Origin of the sequence: Streptomyces sp. S063, from assembly GCF_002832675.1 — a bacterium.
Taxonomy (GTDB): domain Bacteria; phylum Actinomycetota; class Actinomycetes; order Streptomycetales; family Streptomycetaceae; genus Streptomyces; species Streptomyces sindenensis.
On record NZ_CP021707.1, the window covers coordinates 3680277 to 3698534 of the forward strand.

Sequence of the window (18258 nt, forward strand, 5' to 3'; positions counted from 1 at the left end):
CTACGACAGCAAGGATGGAACCCTTGACTGACTCTTATGACACTACAGTGTCGCCCCTCTCTGGCAACAGTGGGGGGTCTAGTCCATTCGACCGGATCATGCAGCTCGACCACTATGGCGAGGAGTGCTGGTCCGCCCGCGATCTCCAGCAGCTCATGGGTTACGAGCGCTGGGAGCGCTTCGACGACGTGGCCAACCGGGCCAAGGAGACGATCAGCGCCTCCGGCCTCGACCCTCTTGATCACTTTCGCGGTGCCGCGAAATCGATGCCGGGCGGCCGCTGGGGCAAGCAGACGGTGACCGACTACCGCCTGACTCGCTTCGGTGCGTACCACGTCGCCCTCGCAGGTGACGGCCGCAAGCCTGAGGTCGCGGCGGCGAAGACGTACTTCGCCGTCAAGACCCGCGAGGCCGAGCTCGCCCAGCCCCCCGCGCCCGACGTGACGAGCCCCGAGGGCGTTCTCGCTCTCGCCCAGCGTTACGTCGTCGCGGCGCAGGAGCTCGTCACCACGAAGAAGGAACTCGCGATCGCTGCGCCGAAGGCTGGCAAGTGGGACGCCTTCTGCGACAGTGACGGACTGATCGACATGGGGACGGCCGCGAAGGCGCTCACCGACGTCACCGGGGGGCTGGGGCGGACGAAGTTCATGAACCGGCTCAGGGAGAGCGATCTGCGCTTTCTCCAGGTGCAGAACCCTCGGATCCCCTATGAGGTGCACATCCAGGCCGGGAGAGCCCAGGTCAAGATGGTCCAGGCTGGCTACCAGTGGGTGGAGCAGACCTTCCTGACGCCCAAGGGGCTCGACTGGCTGGTGGACCGCCTGGGCGGAACGGCCCTGCCGGCCGCCTGACGTACCTGGGGTCCCTACTGCCGCGGCAGTAGGGACCCTTCGCGTTGTCGGCTGGTCTGCGCGGAGACCAGCTGGCACGGAGGAGCCGGAGCCATCCCTGTCGTACGGTGCGCCAGCTGCGGGCGGGCATGGAGCCACCGACCGACCTGACCGCTCACCCTGGGACGGCCACAGCGACCTCCTCGGTCTGGCCGTCCCAGGTGACGTACAGAGTGCCAGGAATCGGCGCCCCTGCGGCGCCCACCATGGTGAACGGAAACGCTTCCCTGGGTACCAATGCCACATCGTGGATCCGGCCCATGATGTAAGGCTCGTCTCGGGCGGCGACCGTGATTCCAGTTGCGGGCCCCGTTCCCACATTGCGCAAACGGTATTGATTCCGTCCAATGATCTCGATCAGAAAGCGAGGGCGGGGCCTGTTGGCTTCCTCCTCGGCTGCGCGGCGTTCAGCCGCCTCCCGGCGCTGGTCGGCGAGTGTCTCCTCGGCCACGGTTGCCGATCGCTCCGATGCGAGACGAGAGAGACGCGCCTCCTCGACGGACGCTTGCGCGGCAGTTACGGACGCCTGCGCGGCGGTTGCCGACGTCTCCGAGGCGTTCGCTGAACGTCGCCCGTCCTTCTGTGCCCTGATGCTGATCCACAGAGCGATCGCCGCGAACAGGCAGGCCAACCAGGCGGGCCAGTCTCCCCACTCCAACGATGCGGCCCATGACCGCGCGTATCCCCAGTTCATGGCGGGACCGTACTCCGGTGGTCGACCTGGCACACCCCGATCGCCAAACGGAAGCTTCCGTTCACGCCACAACGTCGAGCGACTCCGGCAAACTCGCCTTATGGACGCAGGACTTGCCGCAGTGATCGCGGGAGCAACTGGGGCGGGAGGAGCAGCGCTGGCAGCTTTCGCCACCAGCCTGGGGCTCCTGAAACAGGCGAAGACCCAGGGTGAGCAGGCCCATAAGCAGTGGCTGCGTACTCACCAGCAGGAGGCTTACGGCGAAATGCTGAGCGTTCTGGAAGCGGTTCAGCTAGCCAACCAGGATGCCCTTTTTGCCGCGCGGGGTGAGCTCCGCCAGCAGGTCGCCGCTAACGCCCCTGGGCGCGGTCTGGATGTTGCGCCATCACAGAGAATCCAGGCCCAGGCGCGTCTCCTGAAGGCCACGGCTCAAAAGGTTCAACTTCTCAGCGACAACGAATCAGGACAGGCTGCCGTAGACGGAGCGAAAGCCATGATCACGCTGGGTCAACACACCGTGGGTTTGATCGGGGAGATGAATAGCTCCCGGGAAGAACCTGCTTCGCTCGAGACCTGGGATCAGTTAAATCTCGAAGCGACCATGGCTTATGGCAGGTTCATCGGCGCTGCGCGTGCTTCTCTGCGCGCCAGTTGAAGGGCTGATGTTTAGACCGCGTCCCACTCTTGGGCCCGGCCGCCCCGCCACTCGACCCACGTCGGATCGTCCAGCAGAAGGTCCGGGCCGAGGAGGCCCGCGTCGGCGAGGAACACGACCAGGTCGTGGTCGGAGTAGGCCAGCCCCAGGATCTGCCCGCGCAATGACGCGCCGGCCGCCCGTAGGCGACGGCCGGTGCACGACGATCGGCGCGTGCTCCATCCCTCCAGCGTGCCGCGAGTCGCTGATCACAACAGCCCGAGGGCAGTGTCGGGGCGGCAGACCTGGCAGGCGAAGGTGACGTCTGCGTGCAGTAGGCGTCGGGCGTCGTCCGCTGTGACGGCGTGAACGTCGGCACCGAGTGGCCTGCATGTGCCTTTGTGGATCATGCCCATCGCGGGCCCTGAGCCGTTCTGAGCAACGTACTCCGGAACCGCTGCCCCCTGGGCGAGGCGCTCCTCTTCCCTCTTGATCCATTCGCGGGTGCGGGCGAGGTCCATCTCCTGGACGCGCTCCAGGAAGAGCAGCATGTCCAGGCGGGATGGCCCCCCGGGTTGCCATTCGCTCATATGTTCGAGTCTACGCGCTACTCTCCATCGGACACCTTCGGGCGATCCCCCCACGACCCCGAATGACCCCGAAGAATGTCCTGGACCGTACCCAGCGACGTCCCCACCCGCACCGCGATCTTCCGTAGCGACACCCCCTCCTCGCGCAACGCGTGGACCAGATCGTGACGCTCCTTCTTCCACTTCGCGTTCCGCCTGACCTGCGCCGCCATGACTCGACTCATGGCCTGGACGCGCGCCTCCGGGTCCGCGATCTGCTCCACGGCATCGAGAGCATCAGCCACCTGCCGCACCTCCTCCTCGTCCACGCCCGCACCTTCCTCCCGGGCGGGTACTTGCATCGAGTGTATGGGACCCATACAGTCGACGGAAGTAGCCCCGCGCTGCCTACGCACAAATCCCCCGGCCCGGCGCTGCGAACGCCATATGGGCCGGGGGTGCCCACCCTCAACCACGACGAAGGGGCAGGCATGCCCGACCCTACCGATCTCTCCCAGCCGGACGAAGCCCTCCGCCAGACTCGCGCCATCGAGGAGGCTGGCGACCTCCGCCAGCTCCTCAACCGCATCGCCGACCGGCTCGTCGAGAACCTGCCGGACGCCGCGATGCGCGACGTGAACCGCCTCGCCTACGCCCGCGACTACGCCGAGAACGAGCACGGGCGAAGCACCGACATGGCGCGCGCCGTCGAGCGGGCCCTCCTCCGGCAGATGCCCCGCATCGACGACCGGACCATCACCCGCGGCGAGTACGCGCTCCTCCTCCGCGCCCGCGCCGGGCGCACCACCCGGGCCGAGCGCGTCGCCGCGCTTCAGCGCGAGGCCGCCGAGGCGTACACCGGCGCCCGCCCGCGCGAGGACCAGGCGCTCGCCGCGGTCGTCTGCGCGCGCATCGATGGCAACGCCTCCGCCTGATCACCCCGGCCGAACGCGCCACCGCGTTCGGCCGCACCACGCTCCCGGAGATCCCCATGCCCCGCACTCGCACCGTCGAGCGCAGCCGCCTCGTCCCGCACACCATCGACGGCACCACCCACCTCGTCCTCGACCGGTACAAGGTCGACGTCCCGCAGCCCCCGCGCGACTGGGACCGCGTCGTGCTGACCGGGGTCACCGCGGCGGCCGCCGTGATCGGCGTCGCCTCGATCGTCTGGTCGACCGCGAGCATCGGCAGCCTCCTCGCTCTCGTCGTCCCACTCACCGCCGCCGCGTACGCCGCCGCCCTCGTCTTCGACCTCGCATGGCTGTCCTGCATGGCCCTGGAGTGGCTCGCCCGCTACGACCAGGAACGTGCCGTCCTCCCGCGCCGCGCCGGGTATGTGGCTCTCGGCATCGCGATGGTCGCAGTCGGCACCCACGGCTGGATCTCCGGTGAGTTCGCAATCGGCGGCGTCGCCGCGACCGTGTCCGGCCTCGCCAAGATCCTGTGGACCGTCGTGCTGCGCCACCACGCCAAGCCCCTCGACAGCCACACCCAGCAGTGGGTCGACGCCGAGCGCGCGAAGGCCGGCGGCCGCCTCGCGATGGTGTCCGTCCGCCGCGAGTTGACCCGCGCCGAGCAGGCCGTCGCCGCCGAGCGTGCCGCGCTCTCCGGAGCCTCCGGAGAGAATCCGGAGGCCGGTCCGGATCATCCGGAGGATCGAGCGGAGCGTCCGGACGACGAGGACGCGCCTGCCGCCACCGGGCCGATGACCATTGCGGATGCCGTCCGGACGGCCGTCTCCAGCGGCATCACCGATCCGGACGCCGTCCTCCGCTACGTCCGGAAGGTCGCGGACGCCAACGCCAAGGAGAGCAGCGTCGAGCGGTACCTCCGGACCGTCCGGAAGCCCGCATGAGCGCCCCGGAGAAGGACACCGAGAGCAAGCTCCGCGGCTGGCTCCGGGACCGGATCGACGGCCCCCTCATGAAGCCCGAGCCGGAGCCCGAGCCGCTCGTCAAGGTCCGCTACGTGCCCCCGGCCGGTCCGCCAGCCCCGGCCGAGCCGGACGACCAGGAGCCCGAGGACGACGAGCCGGAGGAGGAGCCCGAGAGCCCGTGGTGGTCCCTGCCGCCCAGCCCGTTCGGCCACCGCACCCCGGAGCCCGAACCGGCCCCCGCCGAGCAGGAGCTCGCCCCTGGGTTCTACGTCACCGTGAACCAGCCGCAGCAGGCTGCGCCCCCGTGGCTGGCACCGGACCCGGCCGCCGAGCGCGCCGCCGAGCGCCTGCACCGGCGCCGGATCTGGCTCGCCTACCACGGTGGCGCGGCCGGAGCCGGGTGGGCGTTCGGCCTCGTCGGCATGATGCGCGACCTCCTGACCGACGCGGGCCCGGCCGCCGCCGGCGTCGGGGTCGCCATGGGCCTCGTCTCCTGGATCTTCGCGAGCTACCTCCCCGGCCTGCCGTACATGCCCCCCGCGCTGCGCCCCGTCCTCGTCTGGGCCGCCCGCATCCCCGTCTGCTCCGCCGCCCTCGCCCTCGCCCTGCACGCGCCTGGCCTCTAAGGACTCCTGACCATGTACTCCATCGCAGCACCCGGCAGCGCCAGCAGCGTGTTCGGCTTCCTCGGCTCCGGCGGCCTCGCGGTCTGCCTGACCCTCTGGCTGATCTTCGGCGTCATCGGCAAGGGCAAAGTCCAACTCACCACCTTCAAGGCCGGCCTGAGCGCGTTCGCCACCGGCGCCTCCTACAACGCCGCCGGGAAAATCTGGTCCAGCCCACAGCAGGTCGTCGAGCAGGGATGGACCGGCCTCGGGGTCGGCGGTGGCCCCGGCGCCTTCGGAGAGATCGGCATCGGCGCCGCCTGCCTGGCCCTCTTCATCCTCATGCTCGTGGCACCGCTCAACCCCGTACGGGCCGCCATCCTCTACGCCACCGCCTCATTCACCTGGCCGTCCGCCGGAGTCGGCTCCATCTGGGACGTCCCGAGCCAGTTCACCGCCGCCCTCTTCCTGATCTTCGGGGCCTGACCCATGGAGACCTGGATCCGCTTCTGGACCGCCCTCTGGCTCGGCTCCGAGAAACTCACCCGCCGCACCGTCGACTGGCTCTGCAACGCCCGCCCCAAGCCCTCGAGCGCGCCAAAGAAGCCCGCGAAGGAGAAGCCCGAGGGCACCCCGAACAGCACAGAGGGGGAACCCGAGAAGGCCCCGGGGGAGCAGGCCGCGAAAGAGCCGGCGGACGCCGAAGGGTCCGCGCTGCTGCGCTGGTTCGGGCTCGGCATCGCCCTCAGCGTCACGAAAGCCACCCCGTGCACCACCGTCGCCGCCATCATCGCGGCCGCGGCCTGGGTGGTCACCGCGCTCGCCCTCGGCTACCTCGCACTCCCGCCCGCGCCAGGCGCCGAGCCGGAGCAGCCTGCCGACGGCGACCAGGAGCAGCCCGAAGAGGAGGCCCCGGAGCCCGAGCAGCACCCCTCTGAGCTGCTCCCGCTGTCGTACGTCGCCGTCCTGCTGAACGACGCCTACACCAAGGGCTCCGGGGTACACCTGGCGACCCTCGCCGAGCGCCTCACCCGCACACCCCTGATGGGCCTCCCCGCCACCCCCTGGAGGACGGCCCATGTCCGCGCCCTCCTCACCCGCCACGGGGTGCGCGTACGGCCCGGCGTACGGGTGCCCCCGCTGGGCGGCAGGGAGGGGGTGCACCGGAAGGACTTCCCTCCCCTCCCCCCAACCTCTCCCAGGCCCCCCGTTGTTGCCGGTGTTGTCGCAGGTCAGCCCAACAACAACAACAACCCGGACAACACCCCCTCGCCCCCCTTCCGGATCACCCCCGACCCCCACAACCCCGTCCGCCACCACGTCCACCACGAAAGGGCCTGACCCATGGAATTTGTCCGCTATCGCGTTGAGGACGCCGACGGGACGTTCCTCGATGAGTTCGCCACGAACGCCCCGGACTTCGCGAAGGAGCGCATCGATCGCATCCGGAAGTACCGCCCCAACTTGACGGTCACCGAGACCGACGACAACTGATCCCGGGGCGGCCGGTCGCCTGGCAGTGAGTCGGCCGCCCCGGACCCCATCCCCAACCACGAGACAGGACGCACAGCATGGCACTCCAGACCTCCATGAGCATCGGCGAGCTGAAGAAGCGCAACGAGGCGAGCAAGGCCGCCCGCGCGGCTGAAAGGAGCGGCTCCGCTCCCACTGGCCAGCAGCAGAAGGGACGATGACCCCATGACCGACCTTCACCCCACATTCGCGGCAATCATCAAGCGCGACCGCAGCGAGGAATGCCGGGCCCTCCCCGGCCAGACGCTCACCGCAAGCCACTGCCTCACGTTCGAAACCCCCGACGGCACGCATCTGGTCCAGCTCGACACCACGGGCACCATGCCGATCCCCGCCACCGGAGAGACGACCGTGCTCCACGACCAACCCGTCACCGTCCTGTCCGCCGAGACCGCCTACACCCGTACCGAGGACGGGCGCCCGACCCTCTACACGCAGGTCGTCGTCGATGTCGTTGCCTGACCACCCCACCCGGCCCGAGAAGGAAAAGCCCATGAGCGAGCGCGTGAACGTCAAGGTCCTGCTGCTGGTCGGTGGGGAGGCGGAGGTCGTGGCGGATGCGCCGGATGCGGATGTGCCGGCCCGGTACGCGGCGTCGCTGATCGCGGAGGAGGTCGGTGTGCCGACTTCGGAGCTTCCGGGGATGCGGCTGTCGGCGGTGGTCGGTGCTGATGACCGGCTGTCGGGGTGGCGGCGCAGGTAGCTGACGGGGAACGGCCCCAGCCTGTGGTCGGGTTGGGGCCGTTTCTTCACCCATGAGCGTTGCAAAACAATGCCGTTCAGTGTCATACTGAAGCCACAAGGGAACGGGCCGCGAACCCGAACCCACCACCCAACCGAAAGGTGAAGAAGATGTCCGACCACGAAGACCAGATGATGGGCACGGCGACACACCGCCTGGCCACCACCTACGGCGGCCTCGTCGCCTGCTGCGCGCAGCTCCCGCTGCCGATCGCCCTGCCCACCGGCCTGGTGACGAACCTGGAGATGGTCCCGGCCGTCCGGCGGATCGAGCAGCTGGCGGAGGAGCAGCCGATGCCGGAGGCGCAGCAGTCCGCGCTGTACACCGGTGCGGTCCTGTGGCTGGCTGCGGCCGACCTCTACCGCCTCCTGATCGAGGAGGACTACGTCGAGGCCCGGGCGGCCGGGCTCCTCGGGGTCCTGATGATCGCGCGTGACGCGATCCACGACCTGGGAACGTGGCTGCTGGACCAGTCCAGCTAGCGACACTCCGAAGGCCCCCGGCAGCCAGCCGGGGGCCTTCCCCTTTCTCGCCCAATAATGTTGCAAAACAATGGAGTTAAGTGTCATACTAGAGACACAAGGAAGGGGCCGCGAACCCCGACCACCACCCAACCGAAAGGACGGACAATGTCCGATTTCGAAGACGAGACCAAGAGCCACCTCTCCGGCCTCATCGCCCACGCGTACAGCGACCTCATCGTCATCTGCGCGGGCCTCCCGATCTCCATCACTCTCCCCGCCCCCAGCGGCAAGGAAATCGTCCTCTCCGACGCGATCCCCGCCGTCCGCCGGGCGATGATCCTGATCGAGGAGCAGCCGCTCCCCGAGGCCCCGAAGGACGTGTTCGTCGCTGCCTGCTGCTACTGGCTCGCGGCGGTCGACATCTTCACCCTGCTGGTGGTGAACGGCTTCCACACCGCCCGGGCGCTCAGCGCCGCGACCGTCCTCAACGACGCGGACGAGAAGCTGAAGGAGATCAGCATCTGGCTGGCTGACCGTTGGCTGGAGGAGAACGACAGCTAGTCACCCCAAGGCCCCCGGCAACCAGCCGGGGGCCTTCCCGTTTCCCCACTCGCAAGTGTTGCAAAACAGTGGCGTTGATGCCATACTGGAGACACAAGGGAGGGGCCGCGAACCCCAACCAACACCCACACAGGAAGGCGGACCACATGTCCGACCACCAGGAAGCCCGCACCGAAGACCTGATGCGGCGACTCTCCAACTTCGCCCACGGCATCAACCTCGCGATGGCAGCCCTGCCCATCCCGATCACCCTCCCGTCGACCGGCGAGGTCAGCCTCATCGGCGACTACCTCCCCGCCATCATCCGGGCGTACGAAATCGTCGACGAGCAGCCGCTCCCCGAGCTCCAGCTCGCCCAGGCGACCACCGCCCTGCTCCACTGGATCACGGCCGCCGAACTCACCGTCGGGTACACCCTCTCCGGGGCCGGGCACCGCGCCGACGGAGCGGTCCTCCTCTGCATGGCAGGCGAGCAGCACCTCGCCGACCTGATCGAGTTCCTGGTCGACCCCGAGGGCACCGAACCCCCGCAGGACTGACCATCCCGCCGCCTCGGCACCCAGCCGGGGCGGCACCCCGAACCACCCCCGGAAACGACAAAGACCGGCAGCGCCAGGCCGAAGCCCAGACACCCCGAAGGGCGCTCGCGAAACACTGCCGGTCGCACCCAGCCAGAAAGGCCGGACCACCATGGTAGCCACCCCGCCCGCCGAGGGAGAGACCCTCCGCGAGATCGCCGCCCGCTACGGCCGCTCCCACGCCACCATCGCGAACGTGTGGTCGCAGCACCCGGACTGGCCCGCCCACACGGGCAAGCGCGGGCGCGCGTACGTCTACGACCCGGTTGAGGTTGATCATGTTGTCGAGAAGCACTTCGCTCGGCCCCTGCCGTTCGAGCCGCGCCGTCTCTACACCGCTCGCGAGATCGCCGAGCTGGCGGGCATCACGGCCGGGACGATCCGTGCCGACGTGTCCAAGGGGCGGTGGCCGGCCCCTGACGACACCGACGGGCCGGCCAACCGGTGGCGCGGGGCCACCGTCACCGCCGCCCTCGCAGGCCGCCAGGTCTACCGGCGGGGGTGACAGCGGTGCGAGAACGTACCACCATCCCCGAAAACGTATTGCTATGCCATACGGCCTAGGCCAGGTACCCTCGCTGTCAGTGGGGGTGACATATTCTCACTCCCGACAAAATGCAGAGGCCCCAACCCTGGCAGGGGTTGGGACCTCCGTTGCAGTTCACGAGCCCGGTCGCGCTTCCGTAGACCGGGCTCGCTGCATGTGCAAGCGACCGGTTGCGCCGGGATCGTGCGTGAACACTCAGCTGGACTGAGCGACTGCCACCACAAGAGCGATGATCGCCACCAGAACCCCCACCGCGGCGAGCCAGATCTGCGCCTGTTCGGCGCTCGTCCACTTCGTGCGGGGTTTCTCCAGGTCGGAGCTCACTCCCACCTCCCATTCATCCGACCAGCACCTTGCAGCGCCGGACCGGCACCCTTGCGGTACCGGAATCTACGAACCCGGGCCCGTACGGAACGAGTTCAAGGATTCCTGGGAGACATGAGGGAGTTTACGCGGTTCGCGTGACACGTAGTAGTCCCTGCCATGCTGAGAGCAGCCCACGTCGCTGAACAGGCAATATGTGTCCGCTCTGTTCAGCCCCCGCTTCGAACCGCCAGACGAACCAGGGAACCACCCCCCGAGCTTCCTGGCGTCTGCGGAAAGTTCTGCGCAGGGTGTTGGGGCATCCCTGCTTGCGCATCCGCGACGAATGTCGCATCCTGTCCCCAAGTCCGGCGTGCCCGGACATAAGGGCCCGCCACTGTGCGGGCCTTCGCGTTTCCTCCACACGGTGGCCACCGGTCCGCCATGCTGGTCCCTCGATCGCACCTGTCCTGGGGGGACCATGCTCACCCGCACCACCACCGCCGTCACCGGCGCCGCTCTCCTGCTCGCCCTCGTCGCCTGCGACCCGGCCGACGAACCGACCACCGAGTCGAAGCCGTCCGCCCCGAGCAGCAGCCAGCCCGCCGGCCTCACCGCGAAGACCGCGACCGCCGGCCTCGCCGAAGCCACCGGGGTCAAGACCCTCGGCGACCCGAAGGACAACACGGCCGGCTGCTCGCAGGAGGCCGCAGGCGAGAAGCCGCACGCCAACGACTGCACGGCGCTGATCACCACCGACACGGTGTCCATCTACGAGTTCGGGACGCCGACGGTCGCCGCGCACTGGGTGAAGGAGATGCCGAAAGACGCGGACTGGCGGCAGGTTGACCGGTTCGCCCTGGCCTTCGGCGCGCGGGACCAGGCGCTCACCTCCGACGAGCGGCGCGATGAGCTGACGAAGGCGCTCGAAGCGCTGGTCGCGAAGGCCAAGTAGCCGCCCCAGACCGGCCCGGCTGCGCCCGTGCGCGGCCGGGCCTCCGCACGCCCGGGGGTGACCATGGCCAAGGGCGACCCGATCACCGACGAAAAGCGCGAGGAGATCCGGAAGCAGATCCGTGAGCTGCACGCCGAGGGCAAGAGCCGCAACGCCATCGCGAAGATCCTCGGGCGCTCGGGCCGGACGATCAGCGAAGAGGCCGGGCACATCGGCATCAGCTTCGCCGCCCGCGCCGGACAGGTCGCCGCCGCCACCGAAGTACGCCAGGCCGACCTTGCCGACCGCCGCGCCGCCTTCGCCATCAAGCTCCAGGACATCGCCGAGCGCGAGGCCGCGAAGATCAGCCAACCGCTCCTGTACTGGGACTGGGGCGGCAAGGAACACGACTTCGACACCCACCTCGCGCCGGAGCCGACGCCCGCCGATAAGCGGGCTCTGATGGGCACCGTGGCCACGGCGCTGGACCGCTCGCTCAAGCTCGTGCCCCCGAAGGACGAGTCCGGCGTCGAAGAGGGCCTGGCCCTCATCACCCAGCTGATGTCCGGACTGACGGCGGTCTACAAGGCCCAGCAGCAGGACCAGGAGGCCGACGAGGGGGCGTGATGCTCCGTAACGTCGACCTGCCCCTCTCCCGGAAGCAGATCGCTTCGATCGTCGAGTGCACGGCGCGCATCAACATCTGGCACGGGGCGATCCGCTCGGGGAAGACGATCGCTTCGTTGATCGCGCTGCTCGCCGCGGTCGCCGCCGCCCCGCGCGCCGGCCTCATCCTGATCACCGGCCGAACGCTCGACACGATCGGCCGGAACATCATGGAGCCGCTCGTCGACCCAGGCCTGTTCGGCGAGCTGTCGAAGCTGATCGTCTGGACCCCGGGCGCGAAGACCGCGGTCATCCTCGGCCGTACCGTGCACCTGATCGGCGCGAACGACCGTCGCTCCGAGGCCAAGATCCGAGGGGCCACCGTCAGCCTCGTCTACTGCGACGAGGTGTCGCTCCTCCCGAAGGACTTCTTCCGCCAGCTCCTCGGCCGACTGTCCGTCAAGGGCGCGAAGCTCATGGGCACCACCAACCCGGACAACCCCGGGCACTGGCTGAAGAAGGAGTACCTCGATCGCGCGGGCGAACTGAACCTGCGGTCGTGGCACTTCAACCTCGACGACAACCCGTCGCTGGACGCGGACTACGTCGCCTCGCTGAAGAAGGAGTACGTCGGCCTCTGGTACCGGCGATTCATCCTCGGCGCCTGGGTGCAGTCCGAGGGCGCCGTCTACGAGATGTTCGACCCGACCCGGCACGTCGTCTCGGAGCTCCCGAGGATCGACCGGTGGCTCGCGGACGGCATCGACTACGGCACCGTGAACCCCTTCGCCGATGTCCTCCTCGGGCTCGGTACGGACCGGCGGCTGTACGTGGTCGGCGAGTACCGGCACGACTCCCGGCTTTCCCGCCGGCAGATGACCGACGCCGAGTACAGCCGGGCCCGCCGCACATGGTTGGCGAGCGTTCGGCACCCGCACTCGACCGCCGTGGGGGTCACCCCGGAGTGGACGGTCGTCGACCCGTCCGCGAGCTCGTTCATCGAGCAGCTGCACCGCGACGGGGTCACCGGCGTGACGTACGCCGACAACGCGGTCCTCGACGGCATCCGCACGGTCAGCTCGCTCCTCGGCACCGGTGAACTCCTGATCCACGAGTCCGCGACCGGCCTGGTCGAGGAGCTGCCCGGCTACTCGTGGGACGACACCGCGGCCGAGGCGGGCGAGGACAAGCCGATCAAGGAGAACGACCACAGCTGCGACGCGCTCCGGTACGGCGTCCGTACAACCGAGGTCCTGTGGCGCCCGTACATCCCGACCCGCCTGGAGGTGGCCGCGTGACCGCGTCGCTGAACCTGCCCGTCTACCTGCGGGTGGGTTCCACCCCCGAGGTCCGCCTCGGCGACTTCACCGTGGACCTCGACGGCGAGGGGACGCTCAAGTACGGACGGCCCGAGCTCGCCCAGCTGCTCCGCGCCGCTGCCGACGAGATCGAGAACCCCAGCCGGGACGAAGGGGGCGACGATGCCGCTGCCGACGGGTAACGTTCCCTGGCCGCCACCGAAGTTGTCGCCCGCTCTCACCGCGATGAACACCTGGGACACCTGGTGGGCCGGGGACCCGGACCGCCTGGAGTCCCTGTACGGAGGCGGCTCCGGGGCCGGTACGCCGGACCCGAAGCGTCTCCAGTACGCCTCCGGGGCTATCGGCCGGATCGCCCGCTGGTGGTGGGGAACCCCGACCGCGCAGGGCGAACGGCGCACGAAGATCCACGTGCCGATCGCGGGCGACATCTGCGCCGGCTCAGCGGACCTTCTGTTCTCCGAGCCGCCCCAGTTCACCGTCGAGAACGAGGCGGCACAGCAACGCCTGGACGCCCTGACCGATGACGGGATGCTGGCCACGCTCCAGACTGCGGCCGAGGTCGGAGCCGCGCTCGGCGGTGTCTACCTCCGCCCGGTCTACGACAAGAAGCTCGCGGATCAGGCCTGGCTCGACGCCGTCCACGCCGACGCTGCGGTCCCCGAGTTCCGCTGGGGCCGACTCTCCGCTGTCACCTTCTGGAAGGTCGTACGGGAGCAGGACGGACAGGTGTGGCGGCACCTGGAGCGCCACGAGCCCGAGGGCATCCAACACGGCCTGTACCAGGGCACGTCCGGCAGGCTTGGCCATCCGGTCCCGCTGGAGGAGAGCGAGGCGACCCAGGGCTTCGCGGCCGCCGTGAACGCGGAGGGAGTCATCGAGACCGGCTTCAAGGGCCTCGACGTCTCCTACCTCCCGAACCAGGCATCACGCCGGTGGCGGAAGGACGGGTACCTCCGGGACTTCGGCCGATCGGACCTCGACGGCGTCGAGTCCCTCATGGACCAGCTCGACGAGACGTACGCCAGCTGGATGCGGGACATCCGCATCGGCAAGGGCCGCCTCGTCGTACCCGACTCCTACCTCCAGTCCAACGGCCCCGGCCGGGGCGCGAGCTGGAACCCGGACCAAGAGGCGTTCGCCGGAGTCAACGCGCTCGCGCGAGGCGACGGCATGGCCCTCACAGTCTCCCAGTTCGCGATCCGCGTCCAGGAGCACCGGGACACCTCGGAGGACCTGATCAACCAGATCCTCCGGTCGTGCGGCTACTCGGCACAGACCTTCGGAATCGGCGCTGACGTCGCCGTAACGGCCACCGAGGTCGTCTCGAAGGAGCGCAGGAGCATGACCACGCGGGGGAAGAAGATCCTTCGCGTCCGCCCCGGGCTCGCCAACGCGGTGCACGCGCTCCTCGCAGTCGACCAGTACGTTTTCGGCACCAAGGGGGAGCCGCAGCGGCCGAACATCGAGTTCCAGGACGGCGTCCAGGAGGACCCGCTGGCCCTCGCCACCACGGCGGAGATGCTGAGCCGGGCGAACGCGGCCTCGACCGACACCCTCGTCCGCATGACTCACCCCGAGTGGGACGAACCGATGGTGGCCGCCGAGGTCGAGCGCATCCACCAGGAGGGCGGCATGGCCGTGCCGGACCCGATGCAGTCCGGCGCCCTGCCGTAGGAGGCTCCGATGCCCGTGTCCCCCGCGCTCGCCGAGGACCTCGCGGCGGCCATCGCCGACCTGTACGAGGCAGCGCAAGGCACGATCATCGAGCGCATCCGCGACGCCCTGGCCGCCGACATCGAGTCGCCCCTGTGGCTGGAGCTCAAGGCACGCTCCCTCGGCGACCTCCAGGCGGCGATTCAGGCCGTCATCGACGCACTCCAGCTCGACGCGTCCGGAACGATCCAGCAGGCCGTCGCGGAGGCATACGAGCGCGGGCAGCAGGCGGCAGTGGCGGAGCTCGGCGCGCTCGCCGTCGGCCAAGCCGCAGCAGCCGCCTCCGCAGTACCGGCGGTCGCCGCAGTCGACCGGCTGGCCAACGCGCTCATCGCCGACACCGGGCCCGTACACCTGCGGATCCTCCGGCAGACCATGGACGTCTACCGGGAGGTCGTCGCCCACGCTTCATCGGCCCCGCTGCTGGGCGCGCAGACCCGCCGCCAGGCCGCGCAGACCGCCCTCGACCGCTTCACCGCGCGCGGAGTCACCGGATTCATCGACCGAGCCGGCCGCTCGTGGGACATGCGGTCGTACGTCGAGATGGCCACCCGCAGCGTCGTCGGCCGGGCTGCGGTCGACGCGCACACCGACCGCCTCGGCGCGGCCGGGGTCGAACTGGTGATGATCTCGGAGGCCCCGGAGGAGTGCCCGCTGTGCCGCCGCTGGGAGGGGAAGATCCTCGTTCGCGATGGTCCCCCGGGTGAGCGCGACGTCGAGCTGGAGCACGCGACGGAGGACGGGCGGATGGTCACCGTGTCGGTCGCCGGGTCGCTGCCCGAGGCGCGGGCAGCCGGGCTGTTCCATCCGAACTGTCGTCACGACGTGCGCGCGTACCTGCCGGGCTTGACGAAGCAGCGGCCGAAGCCCGAGGCACGCGGGACGTACAAGGACACGCAACGGCAGCGCTACTACGAGCGGCAGACCCGCCGGTGGAAGCGCGAGGCCGCGGGCGCGATGGACGAGCAGAAGGCAACGGCCGCGCGCGCGAAGGTCCGCGCCTACCAGGCCCGCATCCGGGACCTGGTCGACGAGACCGGCCTCCCGCGCAAGCGCCGCCGCGAACAGCTGGAGAGCGCCCGTTAGATGGGCTCGATCACCGACTCGAACTTCTCGCACTCCTCGTTCTTGCAGAAGTAGACGGCGCGCTGAAACTCCCGGCCTTTGTGCCCCACTGCCGAGGTCTCGATCGGCCCCTCGGTATAGGCCCGCGAACCACACTCGGGACAACGGCGCACATCATCCCGTCCTGTCATGTTCATACATCGACGGTACGCCCGCCCCTCTCTCAGCGCCTGTCAGGCCGATGTCATAAAGCTTCCGCCCGCCGGGTGCGGGCCGGATTGCAGTACAGCCTCGCCGGGTGCGGGGCCTCCACCTACGCGCACCAGGAGTGCACGATGCAGCAGCGAACCCTTGCCCGTCACCGGCCCGGATGGTCCCACCCCTACGGTGCCGGCCCTTTCGACCCGTTCCTCTACGCCGACGGCGGGGACGGAGACGACTCCGGCTCCGGCAACGACGACACCGGCGATGAGGGCGACGGCGCGGGCGACCAGGACGACGAGGACACTGGCGGGGCCGGTGACGGCGACGGCCAGGACGACGACGCGGCGAAGGGCGAGAAGCCGAAGCCGAAGGCACCCGCGAAGAAGCCCGGTGACGAGAGTCCCGAGGCGACGATCGCGCGGCTCCAGAAGGAGCTGAAGGCGGCCAACGGCGAGTCGGCGAAGGCCCGTACGACGGCGAAGAAGGCGGCCGCTGACGAGGCCCGCGCGGAGATCGTGCAGGAGCTCGGCAAGGCTCTCGGCCTGATCAAGGACGAGAAGGACACTCCGCCGGACCCTGCCGCCCTGACGGCCAAGATCGAGCAGGCCACCGCCGCGCACCGTGAGACCGCGGTCGAGCTGGCGGTGTACCGGGGCGCGGGCAAGCACGGGGCGGACCCCGACGCGCTCACTGACTCCCGGGCGTTCCTCAACTCGATCAAGGGCCTTGACCCGGCCGACGACGGGTTCGGCAAGGCCGTGTCCGCGGCCATCAAGAAGGCCGTCGAGGACAACCCGAAGCTCAAGGTCGGCACCCAGGCACCCGACAGCTCCGCCGGTGACTTCGGCGGCGGCACCGGGGACGGCGACGGCTCCGACCCCACCGATATCGACGAGATCCGGAAGGCGCGCCGTAAGCGCCGCACCGGCTAAGAAGGGACACACCCCATGGCCAACACCTTCCTGACCGCGCAGGTCATCGCGCGCCAGGCCCTCGCCAACCTGTACGAGACCACCGTCATGGCGTCGCTCGTGCACCGGGACTACGAGCCGGAGTTCGCGCGCAAGCAGGGCGACGCGATCACCATCCGGAAGCCCGCCGTGTTCGAGGCCCACGAGTACAACCGGGCGACGGGCATCATCGTCCAGGAGGCGACGGAGACCAGCGTCAACATGACGCTGAACCATTTCGCCGACGTCTCCTTCGCCGTCACGTCGGAGGACATGACGCTGAAGATCGAGGACTTCGACGAGCAGCTCCTCACCCCGGCCATGGAGGCGATCTCCCAGAAGATCGACAACGACCTGCTCCTCCTGCGGGACGACATCGTCCAGGAGGTCGGCGGCGTCGCCGAGAACGTCGCGGGCGAGGACTACAACTACCCGGGCGGCCTCTACCCGTACAGCGACTCCCGTGTCCTGGTCGAGGCTGGAGCGCTGCTGAGCCGCAAGAACGTGCCGCTGTCCCAGCGCAGCGTCGTCGTCGGCCCGACCACGCAGGCCCGCTGGACCGCCGAGAAGACGTGGCGGCAGGCGGACAAGCGCGGGTCCACGGAGGGTCTGCTGGAGGCGTCCATGGGCGGCCGGGTGTCGGGCTTCGACCCGTACATGACGCAGAACGTCGGCCAGCCCGCCGCCTCTCCGGCCCCCGGCGAACCGACCTCCGAGGTCAACCTCGCTTTCCACAGGACGGCTTTCGCCCTCGCATTCCGCCCGCTGGAGCTCCCCAAGGGCGCACAGAACGCCGCGATCATGAACTACAAGGGCTTCGCCCTGCGCGTGATCTACGGATACGACCAGGACAAGAAGCAGGACGTCGTCAGCATCGACACCCTGTACGGCGCCAAGACCCTCGACGCCAACCGCGCTGTGCTCATCAAGGGTGCCGACGCCGCCTGATCCCCGGCGCATCGCGCGCCACCCGACCCAGCAGGGCCCGCCACGGCGGGCCCCTTCGCATTCCCGGAGGGGAGATCATGACGACCTACTTCAACGAACGCACCGGCGACCGAGTCGAGATGAACGGCCGGTCCGCCCGGCTGGACTCGCTGGACAACTGGAAGCGGCTCAGCGACGACGAGGCGAACCCGCCCGTGGTCGACGACGGCATCCTGTCCCGCCTCTCCCTGGCTGGCCCCCGGGCCGCGCAGGGCCCCGGCCAGGACCTGGTGGAGACGACGCCCTCGACGCCCGGCGAGGTAGCGACGCAGGACACGTCGCCGGTCGAGCTGACCCCGGTCACCCAGGCCGCGACGGACGAGCCTCGCCAGCCTGCCAAGTCCGGTTCCAAGGCGGACTGGCTGGCGTACGCCCGCACGCGCGCCCAGGACTCCGCCGAGGAGGCCGAGCTTGAAGGCCTCACCCGCGACGAGCTCGCGGCCCGGTACGGGGGCGACAGCTGATGCCGCTGTCTGGA

At 69.5% G+C, this 18258-nt stretch carries 28 protein-coding genes and 1 pseudogene; 24 read left to right on the forward strand and 5 right to left on the reverse strand.

Going from position 1 to position 18258, the window contains the following annotated elements; all coding sequences use genetic code 11:
- Positions 1 to 98: 98 nt before the first annotated feature.
- Positions 99 to 851 (forward strand): phage antirepressor KilAC domain-containing protein, encoded by a 753-nt coding sequence (locus CCZ36_RS16815; protein ID WP_164873513.1) that lies wholly within the window; start codon positions 99 to 101, stop codon positions 849 to 851.
- Positions 852 to 1005: 154 nt separating this feature from the next.
- Here CCZ36_RS16815 and CCZ36_RS16820 read toward each other — a convergent pair whose 3' ends face one another.
- Positions 1006 to 1584: a hypothetical protein gene (locus CCZ36_RS16820; RefSeq protein ID WP_237302682.1), complete on the reverse strand. Its 579-nt coding sequence runs from the start codon at positions 1582 to 1584 to the stop codon at positions 1006 to 1008.
- 100 nt (positions 1585 to 1684) lie between these two features.
- Between CCZ36_RS16820 and CCZ36_RS16825 the strand changes: the two genes are divergently transcribed.
- Positions 1685 to 2239 (forward strand): hypothetical protein, encoded by a 555-nt coding sequence (locus CCZ36_RS16825; protein ID WP_128817999.1) that lies wholly within the window; start codon positions 1685 to 1687, stop codon positions 2237 to 2239.
- Between the two features lie 11 nt (positions 2240 to 2250).
- Here CCZ36_RS16825 and CCZ36_RS16830 read toward each other — a convergent pair.
- The 3 genes and pseudogenes from CCZ36_RS16830 to CCZ36_RS16840 form a co-directional block, all read right to left on the reverse strand.
- Positions 2251 to 2461, reverse strand: a pseudogene (locus CCZ36_RS16830) (hypothetical protein).
- Positions 2462 to 2487: 26 nt separating this feature from the next.
- Positions 2488 to 2808, reverse strand: coding sequence for a DUF6233 domain-containing protein (locus tag CCZ36_RS16835; protein WP_128818000.1), 321 nt, complete (start codon positions 2806 to 2808; stop codon positions 2488 to 2490).
- Between the two features lie 17 nt (positions 2809 to 2825).
- On the reverse strand, positions 2826 to 3116 hold the full coding sequence (locus tag CCZ36_RS16840; protein ID WP_128818001.1) for a hypothetical protein: 291 nt from the start codon (positions 3114 to 3116) through the stop codon (positions 2826 to 2828).
- Positions 3117 to 3278: 162 nt separating this feature from the next.
- Here CCZ36_RS16840 and CCZ36_RS16845 point away from each other — a divergent pair, with 162 nt between their 5' ends.
- The 13 genes from CCZ36_RS16845 to CCZ36_RS16895 all read left to right on the forward strand — a co-directional run bounded on the left by CCZ36_RS16845 (position 3279) and on the right by CCZ36_RS16895 (position 9654).
- On the forward strand, positions 3279 to 3722 hold the full coding sequence (locus CCZ36_RS16845) for a hypothetical protein (RefSeq protein WP_128818002.1): 444 nt from the start codon (positions 3279 to 3281) through the stop codon (positions 3720 to 3722).
- A gap of 56 nt (positions 3723 to 3778) precedes the next feature.
- Positions 3779 to 4645, forward strand: coding sequence for a protein transporter Sec31 (locus CCZ36_RS16850; RefSeq protein WP_128818003.1), 867 nt, complete (start codon positions 3779 to 3781; stop codon positions 4643 to 4645).
- A complete protein-coding gene (locus CCZ36_RS16855) occupies positions 4642 to 5292 on the forward strand; it encodes a hypothetical protein (RefSeq protein WP_128818004.1) in 651 nt (216 codons plus the stop codon). Before CCZ36_RS16850 ends, CCZ36_RS16855 begins: the two co-directional genes overlap by 4 nt.
- Before the next feature lie 12 nt (positions 5293 to 5304).
- Positions 5305 to 5757, forward strand: coding sequence for a hypothetical protein (locus CCZ36_RS16860; RefSeq protein WP_128818005.1), 453 nt, complete (start codon positions 5305 to 5307; stop codon positions 5755 to 5757).
- 3 nt (positions 5758 to 5760) lie between these two features.
- Complete coding sequence (locus CCZ36_RS16865) at positions 5761 to 6612, forward strand: hypothetical protein (RefSeq protein ID WP_128818006.1); 852 nt, start codon at positions 5761 to 5763, stop codon at positions 6610 to 6612.
- Between the two features lie 3 nt (positions 6613 to 6615).
- On the forward strand, positions 6616 to 6765 hold the full coding sequence (locus CCZ36_RS34785; RefSeq protein ID WP_164873515.1) for a hypothetical protein: 150 nt from the start codon (positions 6616 to 6618) through the stop codon (positions 6763 to 6765).
- A 77-nt stretch (positions 6766 to 6842) separates the two neighbouring features.
- Positions 6843 to 6965 (forward strand): hypothetical protein, encoded by a 123-nt coding sequence (locus tag CCZ36_RS36415; RefSeq protein WP_257791368.1) that lies wholly within the window; start codon positions 6843 to 6845, stop codon positions 6963 to 6965.
- Between the two features lie 4 nt (positions 6966 to 6969).
- Positions 6970 to 7266: a hypothetical protein gene (locus CCZ36_RS16870; protein WP_128818007.1), complete on the forward strand. Its 297-nt coding sequence runs from the start codon at positions 6970 to 6972 to the stop codon at positions 7264 to 7266.
- Between the two features lie 31 nt (positions 7267 to 7297).
- Positions 7298 to 7507, forward strand: a complete 210-nt coding sequence (locus CCZ36_RS16875; RefSeq protein ID WP_128818008.1) for a hypothetical protein — start codon at positions 7298 to 7300, stop codon at positions 7505 to 7507.
- A 149-nt stretch (positions 7508 to 7656) separates the two neighbouring features.
- Positions 7657 to 8028, forward strand: a complete 372-nt coding sequence (locus CCZ36_RS16880) for a hypothetical protein (RefSeq protein ID WP_128818009.1) — start codon at positions 7657 to 7659, stop codon at positions 8026 to 8028.
- A 147-nt stretch (positions 8029 to 8175) separates the two neighbouring features.
- Positions 8176 to 8571: a hypothetical protein gene (locus CCZ36_RS16885; protein WP_128818010.1), complete on the forward strand. Its 396-nt coding sequence runs from the start codon at positions 8176 to 8178 to the stop codon at positions 8569 to 8571.
- A 146-nt stretch (positions 8572 to 8717) separates the two neighbouring features.
- Positions 8718 to 9110 (forward strand): hypothetical protein, encoded by a 393-nt coding sequence (locus CCZ36_RS16890; RefSeq protein WP_128818011.1) that lies wholly within the window; start codon positions 8718 to 8720, stop codon positions 9108 to 9110.
- Positions 9111 to 9261: 151 nt separating this feature from the next.
- A complete protein-coding gene (locus tag CCZ36_RS16895; RefSeq protein WP_128818012.1) occupies positions 9262 to 9654 on the forward strand; it encodes a helix-turn-helix domain-containing protein in 393 nt (130 codons plus the stop codon).
- 237 nt (positions 9655 to 9891) lie between these two features.
- Here CCZ36_RS16895 and CCZ36_RS36420 read toward each other — a convergent pair whose 3' ends face one another.
- Positions 9892 to 10026 carry a hypothetical protein gene (locus CCZ36_RS36420; RefSeq protein WP_257791369.1) on the reverse strand — a complete coding sequence of 45 codons (135 nt, stop codon included), beginning with the start codon at positions 10024 to 10026 and terminating at the stop codon, positions 9892 to 9894.
- Between the two features lie 454 nt (positions 10027 to 10480).
- Between CCZ36_RS36420 and CCZ36_RS16900 the strand changes: the two genes are divergently transcribed.
- The 9 genes from CCZ36_RS16900 (at position 10481) to CCZ36_RS16940 (ending at position 18244) form a co-directional block, all read left to right on the forward strand.
- Positions 10481 to 10954, forward strand: coding sequence for a hypothetical protein (locus CCZ36_RS16900; RefSeq protein ID WP_128818013.1), 474 nt, complete (start codon positions 10481 to 10483; stop codon positions 10952 to 10954).
- Positions 10955 to 11017: 63 nt separating this feature from the next.
- Positions 11018 to 11560 carry a helix-turn-helix domain-containing protein gene (locus tag CCZ36_RS16905; protein ID WP_128818014.1) on the forward strand — a complete coding sequence of 181 codons (543 nt, stop codon included), beginning with the start codon at positions 11018 to 11020 and terminating at the stop codon, positions 11558 to 11560.
- Positions 11560 to 12837 (forward strand): PBSX family phage terminase large subunit, encoded by a 1278-nt coding sequence (locus CCZ36_RS16910; RefSeq protein WP_128818015.1) that lies wholly within the window; start codon positions 11560 to 11562, stop codon positions 12835 to 12837. Before CCZ36_RS16905 ends, CCZ36_RS16910 begins: the two co-directional genes overlap by 1 nt.
- Positions 12834 to 13040, forward strand: coding sequence for a hypothetical protein (locus CCZ36_RS16915; RefSeq protein WP_128818016.1), 207 nt, complete (start codon positions 12834 to 12836; stop codon positions 13038 to 13040). The genes CCZ36_RS16910 and CCZ36_RS16915 overlap by 4 nt, the downstream gene beginning before the upstream one ends.
- Positions 13021 to 14535: a phage portal protein gene (locus CCZ36_RS16920; RefSeq protein WP_128818017.1), complete on the forward strand. Its 1515-nt coding sequence runs from the start codon at positions 13021 to 13023 to the stop codon at positions 14533 to 14535. Before CCZ36_RS16915 ends, CCZ36_RS16920 begins: the two co-directional genes overlap by 20 nt.
- Before the next feature lie 9 nt (positions 14536 to 14544).
- Positions 14545 to 15660: a phage minor capsid protein gene (locus tag CCZ36_RS16925; RefSeq protein WP_128818018.1), complete on the forward strand. Its 1116-nt coding sequence runs from the start codon at positions 14545 to 14547 to the stop codon at positions 15658 to 15660.
- A gap of 314 nt (positions 15661 to 15974) precedes the next feature.
- A complete protein-coding gene (locus CCZ36_RS16930; RefSeq protein WP_128818019.1) occupies positions 15975 to 16775 on the forward strand; it encodes a hypothetical protein in 801 nt (266 codons plus the stop codon).
- Between the two features lie 15 nt (positions 16776 to 16790).
- On the forward strand, positions 16791 to 17741 hold the full coding sequence (locus tag CCZ36_RS16935; protein WP_128818020.1) for a P22 phage major capsid protein family protein: 951 nt from the start codon (positions 16791 to 16793) through the stop codon (positions 17739 to 17741).
- 77 nt (positions 17742 to 17818) lie between these two features.
- Positions 17819 to 18244 (forward strand): hypothetical protein, encoded by a 426-nt coding sequence (locus tag CCZ36_RS16940; protein ID WP_128818021.1) that lies wholly within the window; start codon positions 17819 to 17821, stop codon positions 18242 to 18244.
- The last annotated feature ends 14 nt before the right edge of the window (positions 18245 to 18258 follow it).